This is a genomic window from Micromonospora sp. NBC_01405, from assembly GCF_045040155.1.
Lineage (GTDB): Bacteria > Actinomycetota > Actinomycetes > Mycobacteriales > Micromonosporaceae > Micromonospora.
Map to the genome: position 1 here is coordinate 3,197,736 of NZ_CP109532.1, position 13,786 is coordinate 3,211,521.

Consider the following 13,786-nt stretch of genomic DNA (forward strand, 5'->3'; position numbering starts at 1 on the left):
CGTGTGTCAACCACGAATGATCCGTTACAGCAGTCGGGGAAATGACCCTTTCCTGGGCCTTTCATGGGCGGTAGTTCCGGGCTCGGTTTCCTAGAGTGACGGAGGTCGAGCTTTCTCGACGCGTCCTGTTTCCCACCGGAAGGCAACCGCATGCCACGGAGAACCCGGTCCCTGGCCGCAGCAGGAATCGCCGGCGTCGTCCTCGCCGGAACGGCGCTCGCGCCCGCCTCGGCGGCGCCGACCACCACCGGCTGGGGTCGTCCGGCCACGTCGGACCGAACCGACCCGGTCGAGGCCCGGCGGGTCGACCGCGTGCCCACCCCGAAGCTCGACTGGTACGCCTGCTACGACTACGCCGAGTGCGCCACCGTCGACCTGCCGCGCGACTACGACGCCCCGACCGGCGCCACCACCGAGATCGCGGTGCTGCGGGTCAAGGCCCGCGACCAGCAACGCCGGATCGGTAGCCTCTTCGTCAACCCGGGTGGCCCCGGCGGCTCCGGGACGGACATCGCGCTCGCCGCGCCGTACTTCCTCGGCGACGACCTGCTGGACCGGTTCGACATCGTCGGCGTCGACCCGCGCGGCGTCGCGGCCAGCCAGAACGTCCGGTGCTTCCCGTCGGTCAAGGAGCAGACCAAGGCGTACGCGGGGCTGAACGTGGCCTTCCCGTGGACGAAGGCCGAGGAGAAGGCGTACGTCGCCGCGTCGAAGGCGGTCGGCAAGGGCTGTTCCACCACCGGCAGGCCGCTGACCGGCGCGATGTCCACGGCCGAGGTCGCCCGGGACATGGACGTGCTGCGGCGGGCGGTCGGCGACCCGAAGCTGACCTACCTCGGCTTCAGCTACGGCACCGCCCTGGGCCAGTACTACGCCAACATGTTCCCCGACCGGGTCCGCGCCCTGGTCGTCGACGGCGTGCTCAACCCGAACGCCTGGGTCGGGCAGGGCAAGGCCCGCAACCAGCTCCAGGAGAACCGGCTGCGCAGCGCCGACGGCGCGTACGCGGCGCTGCGCGAGATCCTGGTGCGCTGCGACCAGGCCGGTACGGCGGCCTGCCCGCTCGCGGCCGGCGACCCGGTCGCCTCGTTCGAGCTGGTGGCGAAGCGCCTGCGCAAGAAGCCGGTGGTGCTCACCGACCCGGACACCGGGGAGACGTTCACGGTCGGCTACGCCGACTTCGTCGGGGCCGCGCTGAACGCCCTCTACAGCCCGTCCGGCTACGAGGACATCGTCGCGATCATTGCCGAACTGCTGGTGCTCACCGACCCCGCGTCGGCCACCGCCGCCCGCCGCGCCGAGGCCCGGACGGCGATCGCCCGGCGTGCCGCCACCGCCCGCCAGCAGGTGCGCAGAGGGTACGACTTCCCGTACAACAACGGCCTGGAGACGTTCCTCGGGGTGGACTGCACCGACGCGTACCACCCGAAGGACGCCGGTGCCTGGCCGGCGCTGGCCGCCAAGGAGGACGAGCGGGCCCCGTACTTCGGCCGGGCCTGGGCCTGGGCCACCGCGTCGTGCGCCCGCAACACCTGGACGGTCCGTGACGAGGACGCCTACACCGGCCCGTTCACCAGGCGGACCAGCGCCCCGGTGCTGGTGGTCGGCAACTACTGGGACCCGGCGACCAACTACCAGGGCGCGGTGGGCTCGGCGGCGCTGCTGCCGAACAGCCGCCTGCTCAGCAGCGACAGTTGGGGGCACACCGCGTACGGCACCTCGGCGTGCGCGACCGGCGCGATCGACGCCTACCTGATCAGGGGGACCCTGCCGGCCAAGGGCAAGGTCTGCGTCGGTGACATCCAGCCGTTCGTGGAGCAACCCGGGGAGGCGGCGGCCGAGCGGGCCCCGGCTTCCAAGAGCGCCCTGGCCAACCGGGGCACCCCGGCCCGGGGCGAGCCGAAGCGGCTGCCGCCGGTGGTGGCCCCGCTGCCCGGGATCGGCTCGCTGACCGTCCGTTGAGGACAACCGGGGGTACGGCGGCGATCGGGCGTCCGTCGTACCCCCGGGCCTGGCCGCGCGGATGACCACGTGGATGGACGTGAGCCGCTACTCTCGGTGTCCCGCAGGTGCACCCGTCAGCGAGGTCGCCGATGAAAATGTTCCTCAGCCGGTCCCGGGTCCGCTCGGTCGCCACCACCCTGGCGGTCGCGCTGACCCTGACCCTTGCCGCTGCCGCCGGTTGCGACAGCCGGCAGGAGCCGCAGATCCCGTCCGTGAAGGAGACGCTGAGCAAGACGCACATCTACGGCCAGCCGACGCTGAAGATCGGCGTCTCCACCACCGGCCCGCTGATGGGCGAGCTGCACGGCGGCACCTACAGCGGGTTCGACGTCGAGATCGCCCGGTACATCGCCGCCCAGCTCGGCTACGAGGGCGACAAGCGGATCGAATGGGTGCCGGTGGCCACGGAGGACCGCATTCCCGCCCTCCAAGGTGGGGCGGTCGACCTGGTGGTCTCCACCTTCTCGATGACCGAGGAGCGCGAGAAGCTGGTCAGCTTCGCCGGGCCGTACCTGGTGACGACCCAGGAGGCGATGGTCCCGACCCGGCTGAAGGACAGCATCCACACCATCGAGGACCTGCGCGACCCCCGCTACAAGGTCTGCACCAGCGGCGGCTCGACCACCGAGGCCGAGCTGGGAAGGCACCAGATCAGGGTGTTCGTGGTCAAGCAGGTCGGCGACTGCATCGACGGAATCCTCGAGGGGCGCTACGACGCGGTCAGCTCGGACGAGACCATCCTCGCCGGCTTCCTCTCCAAGCACCCGAAAGACTTCACGATCATCGACATGCCCTTCGGCACCAGCGAGCAGATCGGCGTCGGGGTGCCGATCAGCGACCCGGCGCTGCGCGACCTCGTCGCGTTCTTCCTCGACAAGAGCTACCAACAGGGGCGTAAGGGGCTGAGCAGCCCCTGGCTCACCGCGTACCACCAGACCCTCGGGCCGTGGCTGAGGGCGCCCAAGGTCCAGCCCCCGCCGCTGAAGGTGCCGGAGCTGGTGGACTTCGATGACAAGGCGCCCCGGTAATGACCGCCCCGCCCGTCACCGACGCCGACGTGGACGCCGGAACGCCGACGTCCCGGCCCGGTGAGGCGCGGCACCTGGACGAGCGCCGGGCCCGGGCCAGCCAGTCGTTCTGGACGGCAGTGGTGGCCGTGCCCGCCGTCTTCTCGGTGCTCCGGCTCGGCGTGGAGGCCGGCGGGGAGCTCCAGACCACCCTGCTGCTGGTCGCCAACGTCGGGCCGGTCAACCTGCTCGCCGGCTTCCTCACCACGGCTGCCCGGCTGCTCTCCACCGGCCTGGTCGCGGTGTTCGCCCTCGGCGCGGTCCTCGGGGTCAGCGTGGACCGGCTGCCCGGGTACCGCCGCCCGCTCTTCGCCCGCTGGGCGGACATCACCCCGGCCTGGTTCGTGGTGGCCAGCTTCCTGCTCGCCCTGATCACCTGGCCGCTGCTCTACCTGCCGCTGCTGCTGCCCGCGTTCGCCGCCGCGTTCCAGCTCCGCCCGGATCGGCTGCACGACCTGCGCGCGGCCCGGGTGCTGATCGTCGCGGCCCTGCTCGGCGGGTACATTTTCCTGCTGACGCCGACCCTGCTCGACGCCTGGCAGCAGCGGGAACAACTGGTCATGGCGCTGCTCGTCGTCCCGCCGGTGCTCGCGCTCGGCATCGCCGGGCCGCTGCCCGGGGCGGTGATCCGGCCGCTGGCCTCGGCCACCGAGGCCGCCGTGCTGGCCATGCTGGTGTGGGCGGCGCTGCCGGTGATCAGCACGCCGGTGCTGCCGCTGACCGTCAGCACCGTGCAGACCGAGTCCGGCATGATGGAGGACGTGCGCGGCCACGTGGTCGTCGTCGACGACGTGAACATGGTGCTGCTCCAGGAACAGGGCGGCGTGCGGTACGTGCCGATCGACCAGGTGAAGGCGCAGGTGCTCTGCCCGAGCGAGGAGGAACTGCCCCGGCACCGGCTGCGGGTGCACGACTTCCACGTGGAGGACTCGCTGCTGGAGGGGCTCGGACGCCGGGTCCGCCCGCTGCACCGCATCGACGCCGCCTGCCGCGCGACGGGCTGACTTTTCCGTCGGTCAGCGCTCGGCGACGGCGTCCGGCAACACGCCCTCCGCGAGTAGGCTCTCCCCGATAAGGCAGGCGTACTCGGCGGCGTCGGCCAGTTCGTCGGCGATCTCCGGGCTGGCCGAGGCAACCGCTGCGGACAGCAGCACGTCGACCGGCGTCGGGCCGGCCAGCCAGCGTCGCATCGACTCCTGCGCGTCGCCGCGCAGGGAGCTGCCGTACGCCCAGTCGCTGATGACGTCGGCCAGGTGCCGGGCGGCGGCCTCCCCCGGGACGCCCGCGAACTCGGCCAGGTACGGCCCGATGTCGACCCCCAGCTCCGCGACCGCGTCCAGCAGGTCCTGAGCGGGCGGGGCGGACGGGTACCCGCCGAGGGTCCGGCACCACCAGACGCGCACGAAGTGCTCGACCGCGTCCCGCTCCGCGGCCGGCCAGTTCTGCCACCGGCCGCTGATCCGGCGGGTCACTCTGTCCGGCCAGAGCCAGTGCTCCATCTCGCCGGTCGCGTACGCCTCCAGCAGCCGGGGCAGCAGGTGCGGGAACTCCGTCTCGTCCCCCCAGGTGCCCGGGTTCATCAGGTAGGTGCCGAGCTGCTCCGGGGTCAGCTTCCGCAGCGGCGTACGCGCGAACAGCGCCACCTCGGCCGGATCCACGCAGTGCTCACAGGCGCTCATGTCGGCGGGCAACGAATGGTGGGCGAAGGCGCCATACAACCGCTCCACGGCCCTCTGGAACTCGAAATCCCCCCACACCGCCCCAGTATCCCGGCCCGGTCAACGCGAATCTTGGAACGAAATGGCCCCTCCAGGGGCCGCTTCCTTCCGAGATCTCGATCGTCCCGATCTTGACCGCCGTCGGCGGTGCTGGGTGACTCGCGGTGGACGTGGCACGATTTCGCAGGTGACCAGCAGACCCACCGCCGCGCAGCACCTGCTCGACCTCGCGCGGCTGCGCCGCGTCCGCGACCGGATCGACCGGGAGTACGCGCAGCCGCTGGACGTCGAGGCGCTCGCCCGGGGCGCGCACATCTCGGCCGGGCACCTCAGTCGCGAGTTCCGGCTCGCCTACGGTGAGTCGCCGTACAGCTATCTGATGACGCGGCGGATCGAGCGCGCGATGGCGCTGCTGCGTCGCGGCGACCTCAGCGTCACCGAGGTCTGCTTCGCGGTCGGCTGCGCGTCGCTGGGCACCTTCAGCACCCGCTTCACCGAGCTGGTCGGCGTGCCGCCCAGCGTCTACCGCCGCGAGGCGGAGCGCACCACGGCGGGCATCCCGTCGTGCGTGGCGAAACAGGTGACCAGACCGATCAGGAATCGAGAAGCGCAGGTCACGGCGCTGAACCTAGCCTGATTGCCATGGACATCACCATTCACACGACCTTCCTGCCGCACGTCGACCCGGACGCCTCCCTGGCCTTCTACCGCGACACCCTCGGCTTCGAGGTCCGCAACGACGTCGGCGGCGGCAAGATGCGCTGGATCACGGTCGGCCCCGTTGGCCAGCCCGGCACGTCCATCCTCCTGGCCCCGCCGGCCACCGACCCCGGCATCACCGACGACGAGCGCCGCACCATCGCCGAGATGATGGCCAAGGGCACGTACGGCTGGATCCTGCTGGCCACCCCCGACCTCGACGGCACCTTCGAGAAGCTGCAGGCCGGCGACGCCGAGGTCGTCCAGGAGCCGACCGAGCAGCCGTACGGGACCCGCGACTGCGCCTTCCGCGACCCCGCCGGCAACCTGATCCGCATCCAGGAGACGCGCTAGCCGTACGGCGATCGCGCAGTCCCGACCTGCGTGGACGGCACGGTGAAGGAGCCCGCACCAGACGTCGGTGGCCGCCGGCCTGGCGGCCACCGAGGTTCCGCTCGGGCTCCTTCGGCGGCTCCGGTCAGCCGTTCTTGCTGACCGGAGCGCTACCCACCACGTACCTGGTGCCGACCTCGACGCTGTTGGGGATCTCGCGGCTGGTCTGCGAGTCGCAGTTGACGATGTTCCAGTGCAGGTGAGGGCCGGTTACGTTGCCGGTCGCCCCGGACGATCCGATCCGCTGCCCCTGCGCTACGCGGTCACCGGTATTGATGATGGTGGCACTCAGGTGTGCGTACTGCGAGCATCGGTTGTTGCCGTGGTCGACGAGTGCCATGATCCCGCCGCCGCCCGCCCAGCCCTCGAAGCGGATGGTGCCCGCGGCGGACGCGAGGATCGGCACGCCAACCGGCATGCCGAAGTCGATGGCGTGCCGGTTGTAGGCATCGTTGTGGGAGAAGCTGCTGCCCGCCGCCTGGGTGATCGTGTAGGCACGTCCGGCGGGGAACGGCAGCTTGAACTGGGCGGAACTCCCGCAGAGCGGGACGACGGGACCGTTCGATCCGGTCTCCAGGAATGCGTCGGTGACCCACCCGCCGCCCGAGAGTCGGTCCCAGATGTTGGTGACACCGCCGATGCCCTCGACGGCATCCCCTCGGACGTAGCAGGTGATGGTGACGACGGTGCCGTTGGCGAGGCTGCCGGTCACCGCCCCGCTCAACGCCGGGGCGTTACGGATGTTCAGCGGGAGCCCACTGGGCACAGACACCCTGACCTGGGCGGCGGCATGTGCCGGTACGGGAGACAGGGCTATGGCCAGACAGGAAACCACGGCAGTGACCAGGATCTGCGTTAAGCGGCGCAGGGAACTCACCTCCGACGAGCCCACCGAGGCAGGCAATCGACGATCATCGACAGGGGGATGGTATAGATCGATAGCGGTCAGGTCGAGGGGGTCGAGGCCCAGGTCGTGCGGGGCAAAGTGCCCGGTCTGTGTCTACGGAGGGGTCGCACCACAACGTTTGATAGGGCGTGACGTTCGAGGAGTACGCCTTCGCCCGCAGCCCGGCGCTGATGCGACTGGCCCGTCTGCTCACGGGTGATGAGCACCGGGCTGAGGACCTCGTCCAAGAGGCTCTCGCCAGGGCGTATGCCCGCTGGGGGCGGATTTCTCGGCTGGATCGACCCGACATGTACGTCCGCCGGATGGCGGACGGTCTGACGGTGCTGGGCGGGTACCGGGCGGCCAACAACATGGACGACGCCAACACCTGTTGACGCGAGGAGCGGACCGGTCAGGAATCAAGAAGCGTGGGTCGTCGTGCCGCGCCTAGCGTGATGGCCATGGGCATCACCATTCACACGAGCTTCCTTCCGCCCGATGATCAGAGGAGATTCCGTTGAGCTGGAACAAGTGGGTTCGACAGATCCACCGCTGGCTGTCCATCGCCTTCACGGTTACCGTGATCATCGGCTTCGTCGCGGCGAGCGGGGCGCTGCCCGACTGGACGTTCTACCTGCCGCTGCTTCCGCTCGCCCTGCTGATCTTCACCGGCCTGTACATGTTCGTGCTCCCGTACGCCGCCAAGCGGCGCGGCGGGCGAGGCACGGTGTCGAGGCCAGCCGCATCGTGACGTGCCGGCCGCCGACGTCGAATGGCGGCTCGGGATGTCCTGCCCGTGCGTGCTCCTGAGTCAGAACGGGAACCGGTCGGTTCACGGCCGAGCCGGCCGGTCAGTGGCAGAGCACCGCCACGTTGACGAAGAGGCCGCACGAGGCGATCGTCGTCAACGTGATCGCGCCGGCCGCCCGGAGTGCGAAGTCGGCGCGACCGCGTCCGCGCCGGGTGATCGACAACGTCTGTTCCAGGACGACCAGGACCAGCCAGCCGAACAGCAGGACCATCAGGTAGAAGTCCCAGGCGGGGTTCGCGAACGCGCTCGCGTTGCCGTTTCCGCCGTAGTTGGGGCAGTCCTCGTACCGGGTGATCGGCTGGAGGACCGCCAGCAACGCGAGGAAGAAGGCGCCGCCGAGGAGACAGACCCGGAAACCGCTGAGACGGGCGGGCCGCTGGCGGTCTTCGACCATCATCAGCTCAGCCTAGTGCGGGCCGGAGTTTGGCAAATGTTGGAGTTTGCTGTCACAGCAAACTCGCGCTAGAAGCAAACTCGATGGCGCGAGGAGGCGGATCCGGGCGGTCTCGGTCGTCGTACCGCAACGGTTGGTGGTTGGAGGACCAACCCCGCCGGCCGTACGAAGATCGACCGTTGCGCCACCGCGTCGCCCTTGGCGTTGAGCTGGTAGCCGTCGAGCCAGATCCAACCGTCGTAGAGGATCCAGTCCTTGTGCACCCTGCAGGCGCCGTGATCGGGCTGAGGGGTCCACTGTGCATGGCTCGCCTGGTCGAACTACATGTGTCATCATCTCCGGTGAATCGGTGACGATCAGTTCGATGGGGGAGACGCATGCGGTTGATGAGGCTCTGTGTCGCCGTGCTCGGCGCGTTCGTCCTCGCCTTCACCTCGGCGGCCCCGGCCTCGGCGGCCACCACGGCAACACACGACCTCTGGGTCTGGAACGTCGCGGGCTGGACCATGCACCGGGCCTCGACCACCGACGGCCTCATTCCGGCCCTGACCGGCTCGATCCGCACCCGGGGTGCCGACTTCGTCGGCCTCAACGAGCTCTGCTACCAGCAGTACCAGGCGATCGTCGCCGACCTCAGGGCCTCCGGCTGGCCGCAGGACTCCACAAACTTCGCCCGCTTCGAGTCGTCCCGCGACACGGTCTGCAACGGGCAGGCGTTCGGCAACGCCATCTTCAGCAAGGCGCCGCTCGGTGCGGCGAACCGCTACACGTTGCCGTCGGACGGCAGTGCCGAGCGGCGGACCCTGCTCTGCGCCCCGCTGTCCGCCCGCCCGCACCTGCGGTTCTGCGCCACGCACATCACGCCGTCGAACACGGTCATCAACGGCACGGCGATCAACGTCCAGCAGTTGAACTCGGTGCGCAGCCGGCTGGAGGCCTTCGCGGCGAACGGTGACACGGTGCTCACCGCCGGGGACTTCAACGCCCAGCCCCACTACGGCCGGCTGAACAACTGGTACGCGCCAAGTCTCAACGTGGCCAACAACGCCAGCAACACCGGCTTCTACCGGGAGCTGGACGACCTGGAATCCCGCTGCGTCGGCTACGGCGAGACCACCGTCGGGGCCGGCAACACCGGCGGGCCGTGCGGCCTCGGCAACAAGATCGACTTGATCTTCGTACGGGAGAACCGGCTCGCGGGCAGCTACACCGCCGACTCGCTGGCCATTCCGACCACCTGCACGATCGGCGCCTGCTCGGATCACCGCGTGGTGGTTGGCACGGTGACGGTCAGCATCAACTGAGCACGGCCGTGTCCTGCTGACCCGGCACACTAGGCTCGCGCAACGGATTTGCGCGGTCCCGGGCGGTGTGCGGGGAGTGGCTGCGTTTGGACGATCAAGCCCGCCGGCTGTACGAAGATCGACCGTTGCGCCACCGCGTCGCCCTCGGCGTTGAGCTGGTAGCCGTCGAGCCAAATCCAGTGGTCGTAGGTGACGCGACCCACTGGGCGAACCGGCGGTGCGTGGTGCGCCAGTGCACCGGGAACGAACCGGGCAGCTTGCGCCGGGAGCAGCCGGACTCCAACACGTACAGAATCGCCGCGAGCGTCGCCCGATCATCGCTACGGGACCGCCCACCACCTTGATGCCTTTCCGGATGCGGGGGCAGCAACGGCTGCGCGAGGTGCCACAACGCGTCCGGGCAGTACTTCTCCACAAACCACACCCAGTCAACGAACGACCTTGCACTTCAACAACCCCAACTGACACACGGTCTATGGCGGGATAGCGAGGAGGATAACGGCGTAGGGTCAGCGGGCGGGGACGATGGGGCCGCGGTGCAGCCAGTTGATGAGGTCGGGCTCGGCCAGCTTCGCGACCCGATCCTCGTATCGTCGCAGGTCATCTTCGTCGAGCAGGTTCCGCCACTGGCCGCTGACACCCTGGTTGAAGAACCGCTTCGGATCGCTCCACATCGCCGCGACCGGGGTCAGGGCCTCCGCCCGGCCGCGCATCGAGTCGAATGTCGCTGCCCGCACCAGATCCGGCCACCGCGACTCCGGCACCTCGATTCCGAGGTGCCCGGCGAGGAACCTCATCTGGCCTTCAAGATCTGACTTCAGATCGTCGTAGTGCAGCAGCAGCACGTTGGGCCGCTCCCGCTCGGCCCAGAACCCCGACAGGTGGTGCAGCATCGACGGCAGGCCCACCTGCACATTGGTGTCCTCCAGCCAGGCCCAGAACCGGTTGTACGCGGACTCCGCAGGCGCCGTAGCCGTACCGGCGGGCTCCTGCGCCGGGTTACCGCCGGCCGCCAGCATCGCGTCGAAGGCCTCCTGGGCGACGTTCTGGGAATGGGCGTCCCAGGAGATCGCGACGTCCCGCGGATCCCGACCGACCGCGACGTAGGTCACCCCATCATGGATGGGCAGCCCGTCGAAGGGCGTATGAGTCTTGATGAAACGGCGATGCCGTTGCGCCTCGTAGAACGCGAAGATGTCGTCCCGGCTGCGAGTCAACATGTCGAGCCAGTAGGTGACGTCGTCCAGCCGTGCCGGCAGCTCCGGTGTCTGAAAGATCAGCAAGGCGCAGATCGTCTGGGTCCACGTCGTCCCGCACTTTGCGGGGGTCGAAACCACGATGTCACCTTCGCGGAGCGGAAAACCCTCCCACCGTCCGCTGTCCATGAGCTCGTTCTGGTACCGAGCCGTCGGTTGGCGCAACGGTCCTCCCCGCTTTCCGTTGGTCCATCCATAGTCGACTTAACCTATCGAACCGGGCGACCGTCGACCAGCCTGCGGGCCGATTCGAAGATCCCGGCACCCTCGTACGCCTTCGTCGCGCTCTCTGGTGCGATCGGGCTGCAGTAGCAACACCGGCTTCTACCGGGAGTTGGACGACCTGGACTCCCGCTGCGTCGGCTACGGCGAGACCACCGTCGCGGACGGCAGCACCGGCGGGCCGTGCGGCCTCGGCAACAAGATTGACTTGATCTTCGTACGGGAGAACCGGCTCGCGGGCAGTTACACCGCCGACTCGCTGGTCATTCCGACCACCTGCACGATCGGCGCCTGCTCGGATCACCGCGTGGTGACTGGCACGGTGACGGTCAGCATCAACTGAGCATCCTCGCCCCGCCCACGCCTCTACACGGCTGTGTTCATGGCGAGCGCGGTGGAGAGGCTGAGCATGGCCGTGTCCCTGCTGACCCGGGCACACTAAAGGATGTCTCGTAACTCGTTGAAGGCGTTGCCTGACAACGGTGCTGGCGTCACCCCGCGAGGATGATGTTGTGGAGGTGGGCGATGCCAGCAGCGGTGTCGGTCAATGTGTGGGCGGCGCGGCGGTAGTCGCGCAGGATCTTGAAGCATTTCATGCGGGCCAGGGCGTGTTCGACCTGTGCTCGGACGGTGCGGTGTTGTTTGTTCAGGTCTGTCTTCCACTCGGGTAGCTCGCTGCCGTGGGCGGGTTTGCGGTACGGGATGATCACCTCGGGGTTGCCGCGGTAGGCGCCGTCGGCCATGACCGTGTGTCCGGCCAGTTTCTGGTCGATGCCGCTGGTGCGGTAGACGATGGTGTCGTTGCGGTTTCCGGGTTGCGGATCGCCGAGGGCGACGACGAGGTGGGTGTGGGCGCTGATGGCGACCTGCAGGTTCGTCGAGTACCGGTAGTTCTTGCTCGGGGCGGCCAGGCGGTGGTCCCGGGTGGGGATGAGGGTGCCATCAACGATGCTGATCTCGTCTACCCGACGCCGCCGCACCGGTGCCAGGGCCAGGAGGGGGCCGAGGGTGTCGATGACCCTGTGCGCGGCAGAGTGCGACACCCCGAACAGCGGGCCGATCTGGCGCATGGTCAGGTTCGTGCGCCAGTAGGCGGCCACCAGCAACACCCGGTCGGCGAGGTCGAGAGACCACTGCCGGCCGGGCCGGCCGTCAGCGATGGCGTCTCCGCCACGCTCGGCGACCAGCCTGACCAGGCGGCGGAACTGGGCGGGCTGCAGCCCGGTGAACGGAAAGATCCACTCCGGGCGAGCCGCTGAGATCACCTGCACCACCACATGATCCACCATGGACCAGACACCGAGTTACGAGACGTCGCTTAGGCTCGCGCAACGGATCTGCGCGGTCCCGGGCGGTGTACCGGGAGTGGCTGCGTTTGGACGATCAAGCCCGCCGGCTGTACGAAGATCGACCGTTGCGCGACCGCGTCGCCCTTGGCGTTGAGCTGGTACCCGTTGAGCCAGATCCAGTGGTCGTAGGTGATCCAGTCCTTGTGTACCCGGATCAGCCGGAAGAAGATCGGCTGAACGAACTGCGGGCTCGCCGCCCGGGTCACGTGGAAGACCATTCCGGCCCGGAACTCGATCACGCCAGCCACCCGAGGAACCGGCGTTCGAGCGCGATGGGCGGGGCCCAGCTCATGTCCTGGGTCGCGGCGGTGAGATACGACTGCATGTAGACCGCCAGGGCGAGCGGCGAGGCCGCGTACTCCGCCCGCAGTTCGCGGCGGCGGGTGGCGCAGGGCCAGGGGGCGGCGCAGCCACCGCAGAGCCAGATGGGCAGGACGGGGCCGTGTGCGGTCACTGGCCCTCACCCGGCCAGTGGCCCCGGTTGATCGGGACCTTGTGTCTATGCCGGCAGGGCAGCTCGTTGCCGCACTTGCAGACGTACCGCCACCTGATCCACGACCACACCGGCTTGTGCCGGCGGGCGAGGGTCATCGCGACGGCGGTCAGGTACTGGCCGTAGGTGACGCGTCTGCCCATCCAAGCCTCCCGCGTGAGGGGACGTGGCAGCCGGGCCACGCACGGTCATCCGACCGCCACATCCAGCAACACCGTCCCACGCACGGCAGTAATCCGCAATATGCGGACTACCGATTCCGGTTGGCGTGTTGCGAACGGAATTCTCGTCGCTAAGTGGCAAGATGGCGGCCATGCCCCCACGTCAGAGCCCCACTGTCAGACGCCGACGGCTGGCAATGACCCTGCGACAGCTCCGAGACCGGGCCGGCATCACGTCGGCGGAAGCGGCCCGGCGGGTTGACCATGATGCGAGTTGGTTGAGCCGGATCGAGACAGCCGAGGTCAGGCCGCATCCCAACGACGTGCGGGCGCTACTGACTCTCTACGGAGTGGAGGGTGACCAGGCGGAGGCTGTTATCGCGGTAGCCCGCCAGGCGAAGCAGCGCGGGTGGTGGCAGCGGTACAGCGACGTCCTGCCCGACTGGTTCGCGGCCTACGTCGGGATGGAATCGGAGGTGTCCGCGCTGCGCATCTACGAGTGCCAGATGGTGCACGGGCTGCTCCAGACGGAGGACTACGCCCGCGCCGTCTTCCAAGGCGCTCCCGTGCCGATGCGCGAGGAAGAGGTGGAACGGCAAGTCGCGCTGCGGATGGAACGGCAAGACATCCTCGGCGGTGAGGATCGGCCGGTGCTACGGGTAGTCCTTGATGAGGGCGCGGTTCGCCGCGGGGTCGGGGGGCCGAAGGTGCTGCATGCGCAGATCATGCAGCTCGTCGAGCACTCCACCCGTACCCGCGTTCGGCTCCAACTCCTGCCGTTCGGGGCGGGCACAGGCTTCGACGGCAGCTTCGCCATCCTCGACTTTCCGCACATGCCTGAGCCGTACCCGGACGCCGCCGAGGACCGCCTGGTCTACATCGACACCCTCACGGGGGCGCTGTACCTGGAGCGATCGGCCGAGGTCGCCGCGTACACCACAGCATTCGAGCAGCTCTGTGCTCTCGCTCTTTCGCCCGCAGCCACTCGGGATACGCTTCGTGCGATCGCCCAGGAGTTGGCCGCGTAGT

17 protein-coding genes and 2 pseudogenes are annotated in these 13,786 nt (G+C 69.0%); 10 read left to right on the forward strand and 9 right to left on the reverse strand.

Translation table 11 applies throughout. The features are described 5' to 3' along the window. The first annotated feature begins 150 nt into the window (after nt 1–150). The 3 genes from OG559_RS13515 (at nt 151) to OG559_RS13525 (ending at nt 4,075) form a co-directional block, all read left to right on the forward strand. A complete protein-coding gene (locus OG559_RS13515) occupies nt 151–1,962 on the forward strand; it encodes an alpha/beta hydrolase (protein ID WP_405115652.1) in 1,812 nt (603 codons plus the stop codon). A 131-nt stretch (nt 1,963–2,093) separates the two neighbouring features. Continuing rightward, on the forward strand, nt 2,094–3,032 hold the full coding sequence (locus tag OG559_RS13520; protein WP_405115654.1) for a transporter substrate-binding domain-containing protein: 939 nt from the start codon (nt 2,094–2,096) through the stop codon (nt 3,030–3,032). Next, the gene (locus OG559_RS13525) at nt 3,032–4,075 is read left to right on the forward strand and encodes a hypothetical protein (protein ID WP_405115656.1); all 1,044 of its coding nucleotides are present in this window, start codon (nt 3,032–3,034) and stop codon (nt 4,073–4,075) included. Before OG559_RS13520 ends, OG559_RS13525 begins: the two co-directional genes overlap by 1 nt. A gap of 12 nt (nt 4,076–4,087) precedes the next feature. Here the strand turns inward: OG559_RS13525 and OG559_RS13530 are convergent, their stop codons facing one another. Next, nucleotides 4,088–4,828, reverse strand: a complete 741-nt coding sequence (locus OG559_RS13530) for a hypothetical protein (RefSeq protein ID WP_405115658.1) — start codon at nt 4,826–4,828, stop codon at nt 4,088–4,090. 148 nt (nt 4,829–4,976) lie between these two features. Here OG559_RS13530 and OG559_RS13535 point away from each other — a divergent pair, with 148 nt between their 5' ends. After that, nucleotides 4,977–5,426: a helix-turn-helix transcriptional regulator gene (locus OG559_RS13535; protein WP_405115660.1), complete on the forward strand. Its 450-nt coding sequence runs from the start codon at nt 4,977–4,979 to the stop codon at nt 5,424–5,426. Between the two features lie 5 nt (nt 5,427–5,431). After that, nucleotides 5,432–5,842, forward strand: coding sequence for a VOC family protein (locus OG559_RS13540; protein WP_405115662.1), 411 nt, complete (start codon nt 5,432–5,434; stop codon nt 5,840–5,842). 124 nt (nt 5,843–5,966) lie between these two features. On the opposite strand, the gene OG559_RS13545 is transcribed toward OG559_RS13540, so the two are convergent. Then, nucleotides 5,967–6,647, reverse strand: a complete 681-nt coding sequence (locus tag OG559_RS13545) for a peptidoglycan DD-metalloendopeptidase family protein (RefSeq protein WP_405115664.1) — start codon at nt 6,645–6,647, stop codon at nt 5,967–5,969. 269 nt (nt 6,648–6,916) lie between these two features. Between OG559_RS13545 and OG559_RS13550 the strand changes: the two are divergent. Further along, nucleotides 6,917–7,093, forward strand: a pseudogene (locus tag OG559_RS13550) (sigma factor); the annotation flags it as partial. 191 nt (nt 7,094–7,284) lie between these two features. Further along, on the forward strand, nt 7,285–7,518 hold the full coding sequence (locus OG559_RS13555) for a hypothetical protein (protein WP_405115666.1): 234 nt from the start codon (nt 7,285–7,287) through the stop codon (nt 7,516–7,518). A 100-nt stretch (nt 7,519–7,618) separates the two neighbouring features. On the opposite strand, the gene OG559_RS13560 is transcribed toward OG559_RS13555, so the two are convergent. Next, on the reverse strand, nt 7,619–7,975 hold the full coding sequence (locus OG559_RS13560) for a hypothetical protein (protein ID WP_405115668.1): 357 nt from the start codon (nt 7,973–7,975) through the stop codon (nt 7,619–7,621). Between the two features lie 65 nt (nt 7,976–8,040). Beyond that, nucleotides 8,041–8,235, reverse strand: a complete 195-nt coding sequence (locus OG559_RS13565; RefSeq protein WP_405115670.1) for a hypothetical protein — start codon at nt 8,233–8,235, stop codon at nt 8,041–8,043. A gap of 123 nt (nt 8,236–8,358) precedes the next feature. Here OG559_RS13565 and OG559_RS13570 point away from each other — a divergent pair, with 123 nt between their 5' ends. Next, nucleotides 8,359–9,276 (forward strand): endonuclease/exonuclease/phosphatase family protein, encoded by a 918-nt coding sequence (locus OG559_RS13570; RefSeq protein ID WP_405116644.1) that lies wholly within the window; start codon nt 8,359–8,361, stop codon nt 9,274–9,276. 94 nt (nt 9,277–9,370) lie between these two features. Here the strand turns inward: OG559_RS13570 and OG559_RS13575 are convergent, their stop codons facing one another. Beyond that, nucleotides 9,371–9,700, reverse strand: a complete 330-nt coding sequence (locus tag OG559_RS13575) for a transposase (RefSeq protein ID WP_405115672.1) — start codon at nt 9,698–9,700, stop codon at nt 9,371–9,373. Nucleotides 9,701–9,785: 85 nt separating this feature from the next. Continuing rightward, nucleotides 9,786–10,661 carry a sulfotransferase domain-containing protein gene (locus OG559_RS13580; protein WP_405115674.1) on the reverse strand — a complete coding sequence of 292 codons (876 nt, stop codon included), beginning with the start codon at nt 10,659–10,661 and terminating at the stop codon, nt 9,786–9,788. Nucleotides 10,662–10,839: 178 nt separating this feature from the next. On the opposite strand from OG559_RS13580, the pseudogene OG559_RS13585 reads away from it, so the two are divergent. After that, nucleotides 10,840–11,097: pseudogene (locus OG559_RS13585) on the forward strand (endonuclease/exonuclease/phosphatase family protein); the annotation flags it as partial. 148 nt (nt 11,098–11,245) lie between these two features. On the opposite strand, the gene OG559_RS13590 reads toward OG559_RS13585, so the two are convergent. From OG559_RS13590 to OG559_RS13600, 3 genes are read right to left on the reverse strand one after another with little or no spacing between them, the layout of a single operon-like run. Next, nucleotides 11,246–12,025, reverse strand: a complete 780-nt coding sequence (locus OG559_RS13590; RefSeq protein ID WP_405116646.1) for a transposase family protein — start codon at nt 12,023–12,025, stop codon at nt 11,246–11,248. 47 nt (nt 12,026–12,072) lie between these two features. After that, a complete protein-coding gene (locus tag OG559_RS13595) occupies nt 12,073–12,321 on the reverse strand; it encodes a hypothetical protein (protein ID WP_405116648.1) in 249 nt (82 codons plus the stop codon). 17 nt (nt 12,322–12,338) lie between these two features. Further along, the gene (locus tag OG559_RS13600) at nt 12,339–12,557 is read right to left on the reverse strand and encodes a hypothetical protein (protein ID WP_405115676.1); all 219 of its coding nucleotides are present in this window, start codon (nt 12,555–12,557) and stop codon (nt 12,339–12,341) included. A 397-nt stretch (nt 12,558–12,954) separates the two neighbouring features. Here OG559_RS13600 and OG559_RS13605 point away from each other — a divergent pair, with 397 nt between their 5' ends. Further along, complete coding sequence (locus tag OG559_RS13605) at nt 12,955–13,785, forward strand: helix-turn-helix domain-containing protein (protein ID WP_405115678.1); 831 nt, start codon at nt 12,955–12,957, stop codon at nt 13,783–13,785. Nucleotide 13,786 lies beyond the last annotated feature (1 nt).

Excerpts from the sequence above, each read along its gene's own strand:
- OG559_RS13515 (WP_405115652.1), top strand. The coding sequence starts at position 151 with ATGCCACGGAGAACCCGGTCCCTGGCCGCAGCAGGAATCGCCGGCGTC.
- OG559_RS13520 (WP_405115654.1), top strand. The coding sequence starts at position 2,094 with ATGAAAATGTTCCTCAGCCGGTCCCGGGTCCGCTCGGTCGCCACCACC.
- OG559_RS13525 (WP_405115656.1), top strand. The coding sequence starts at position 3,032 with ATGACCGCCCCGCCCGTCACCGACGCCGACGTGGACGCCGGAACGCCG.
- OG559_RS13540 (WP_405115662.1), top strand. The coding sequence starts at position 5,432 with ATGGACATCACCATTCACACGACCTTCCTGCCGCACGTCGACCCGGAC.
- OG559_RS13560 (WP_405115668.1), bottom strand. The coding sequence starts at position 7,975 with ATGATGGTCGAAGACCGCCAGCGGCCCGCCCGTCTCAGCGGTTTCCGG.
- OG559_RS13570 (WP_405116644.1), top strand. The coding sequence starts at position 8,359 with ATGAGGCTCTGTGTCGCCGTGCTCGGCGCGTTCGTCCTCGCCTTCACC.
- OG559_RS13580 (WP_405115674.1), bottom strand. The coding sequence starts at position 10,661 with ATGGACAGCGGACGGTGGGAGGGTTTTCCGCTCCGCGAAGGTGACATC.
- OG559_RS13595 (WP_405116648.1), bottom strand. The coding sequence starts at position 12,321 with ATGGTCTTCCACGTGACCCGGGCGGCGAGCCCGCAGTTCGTTCAGCCG.
- OG559_RS13605 (WP_405115678.1), top strand. The coding sequence starts at position 12,955 with ATGACCCTGCGACAGCTCCGAGACCGGGCCGGCATCACGTCGGCGGAA.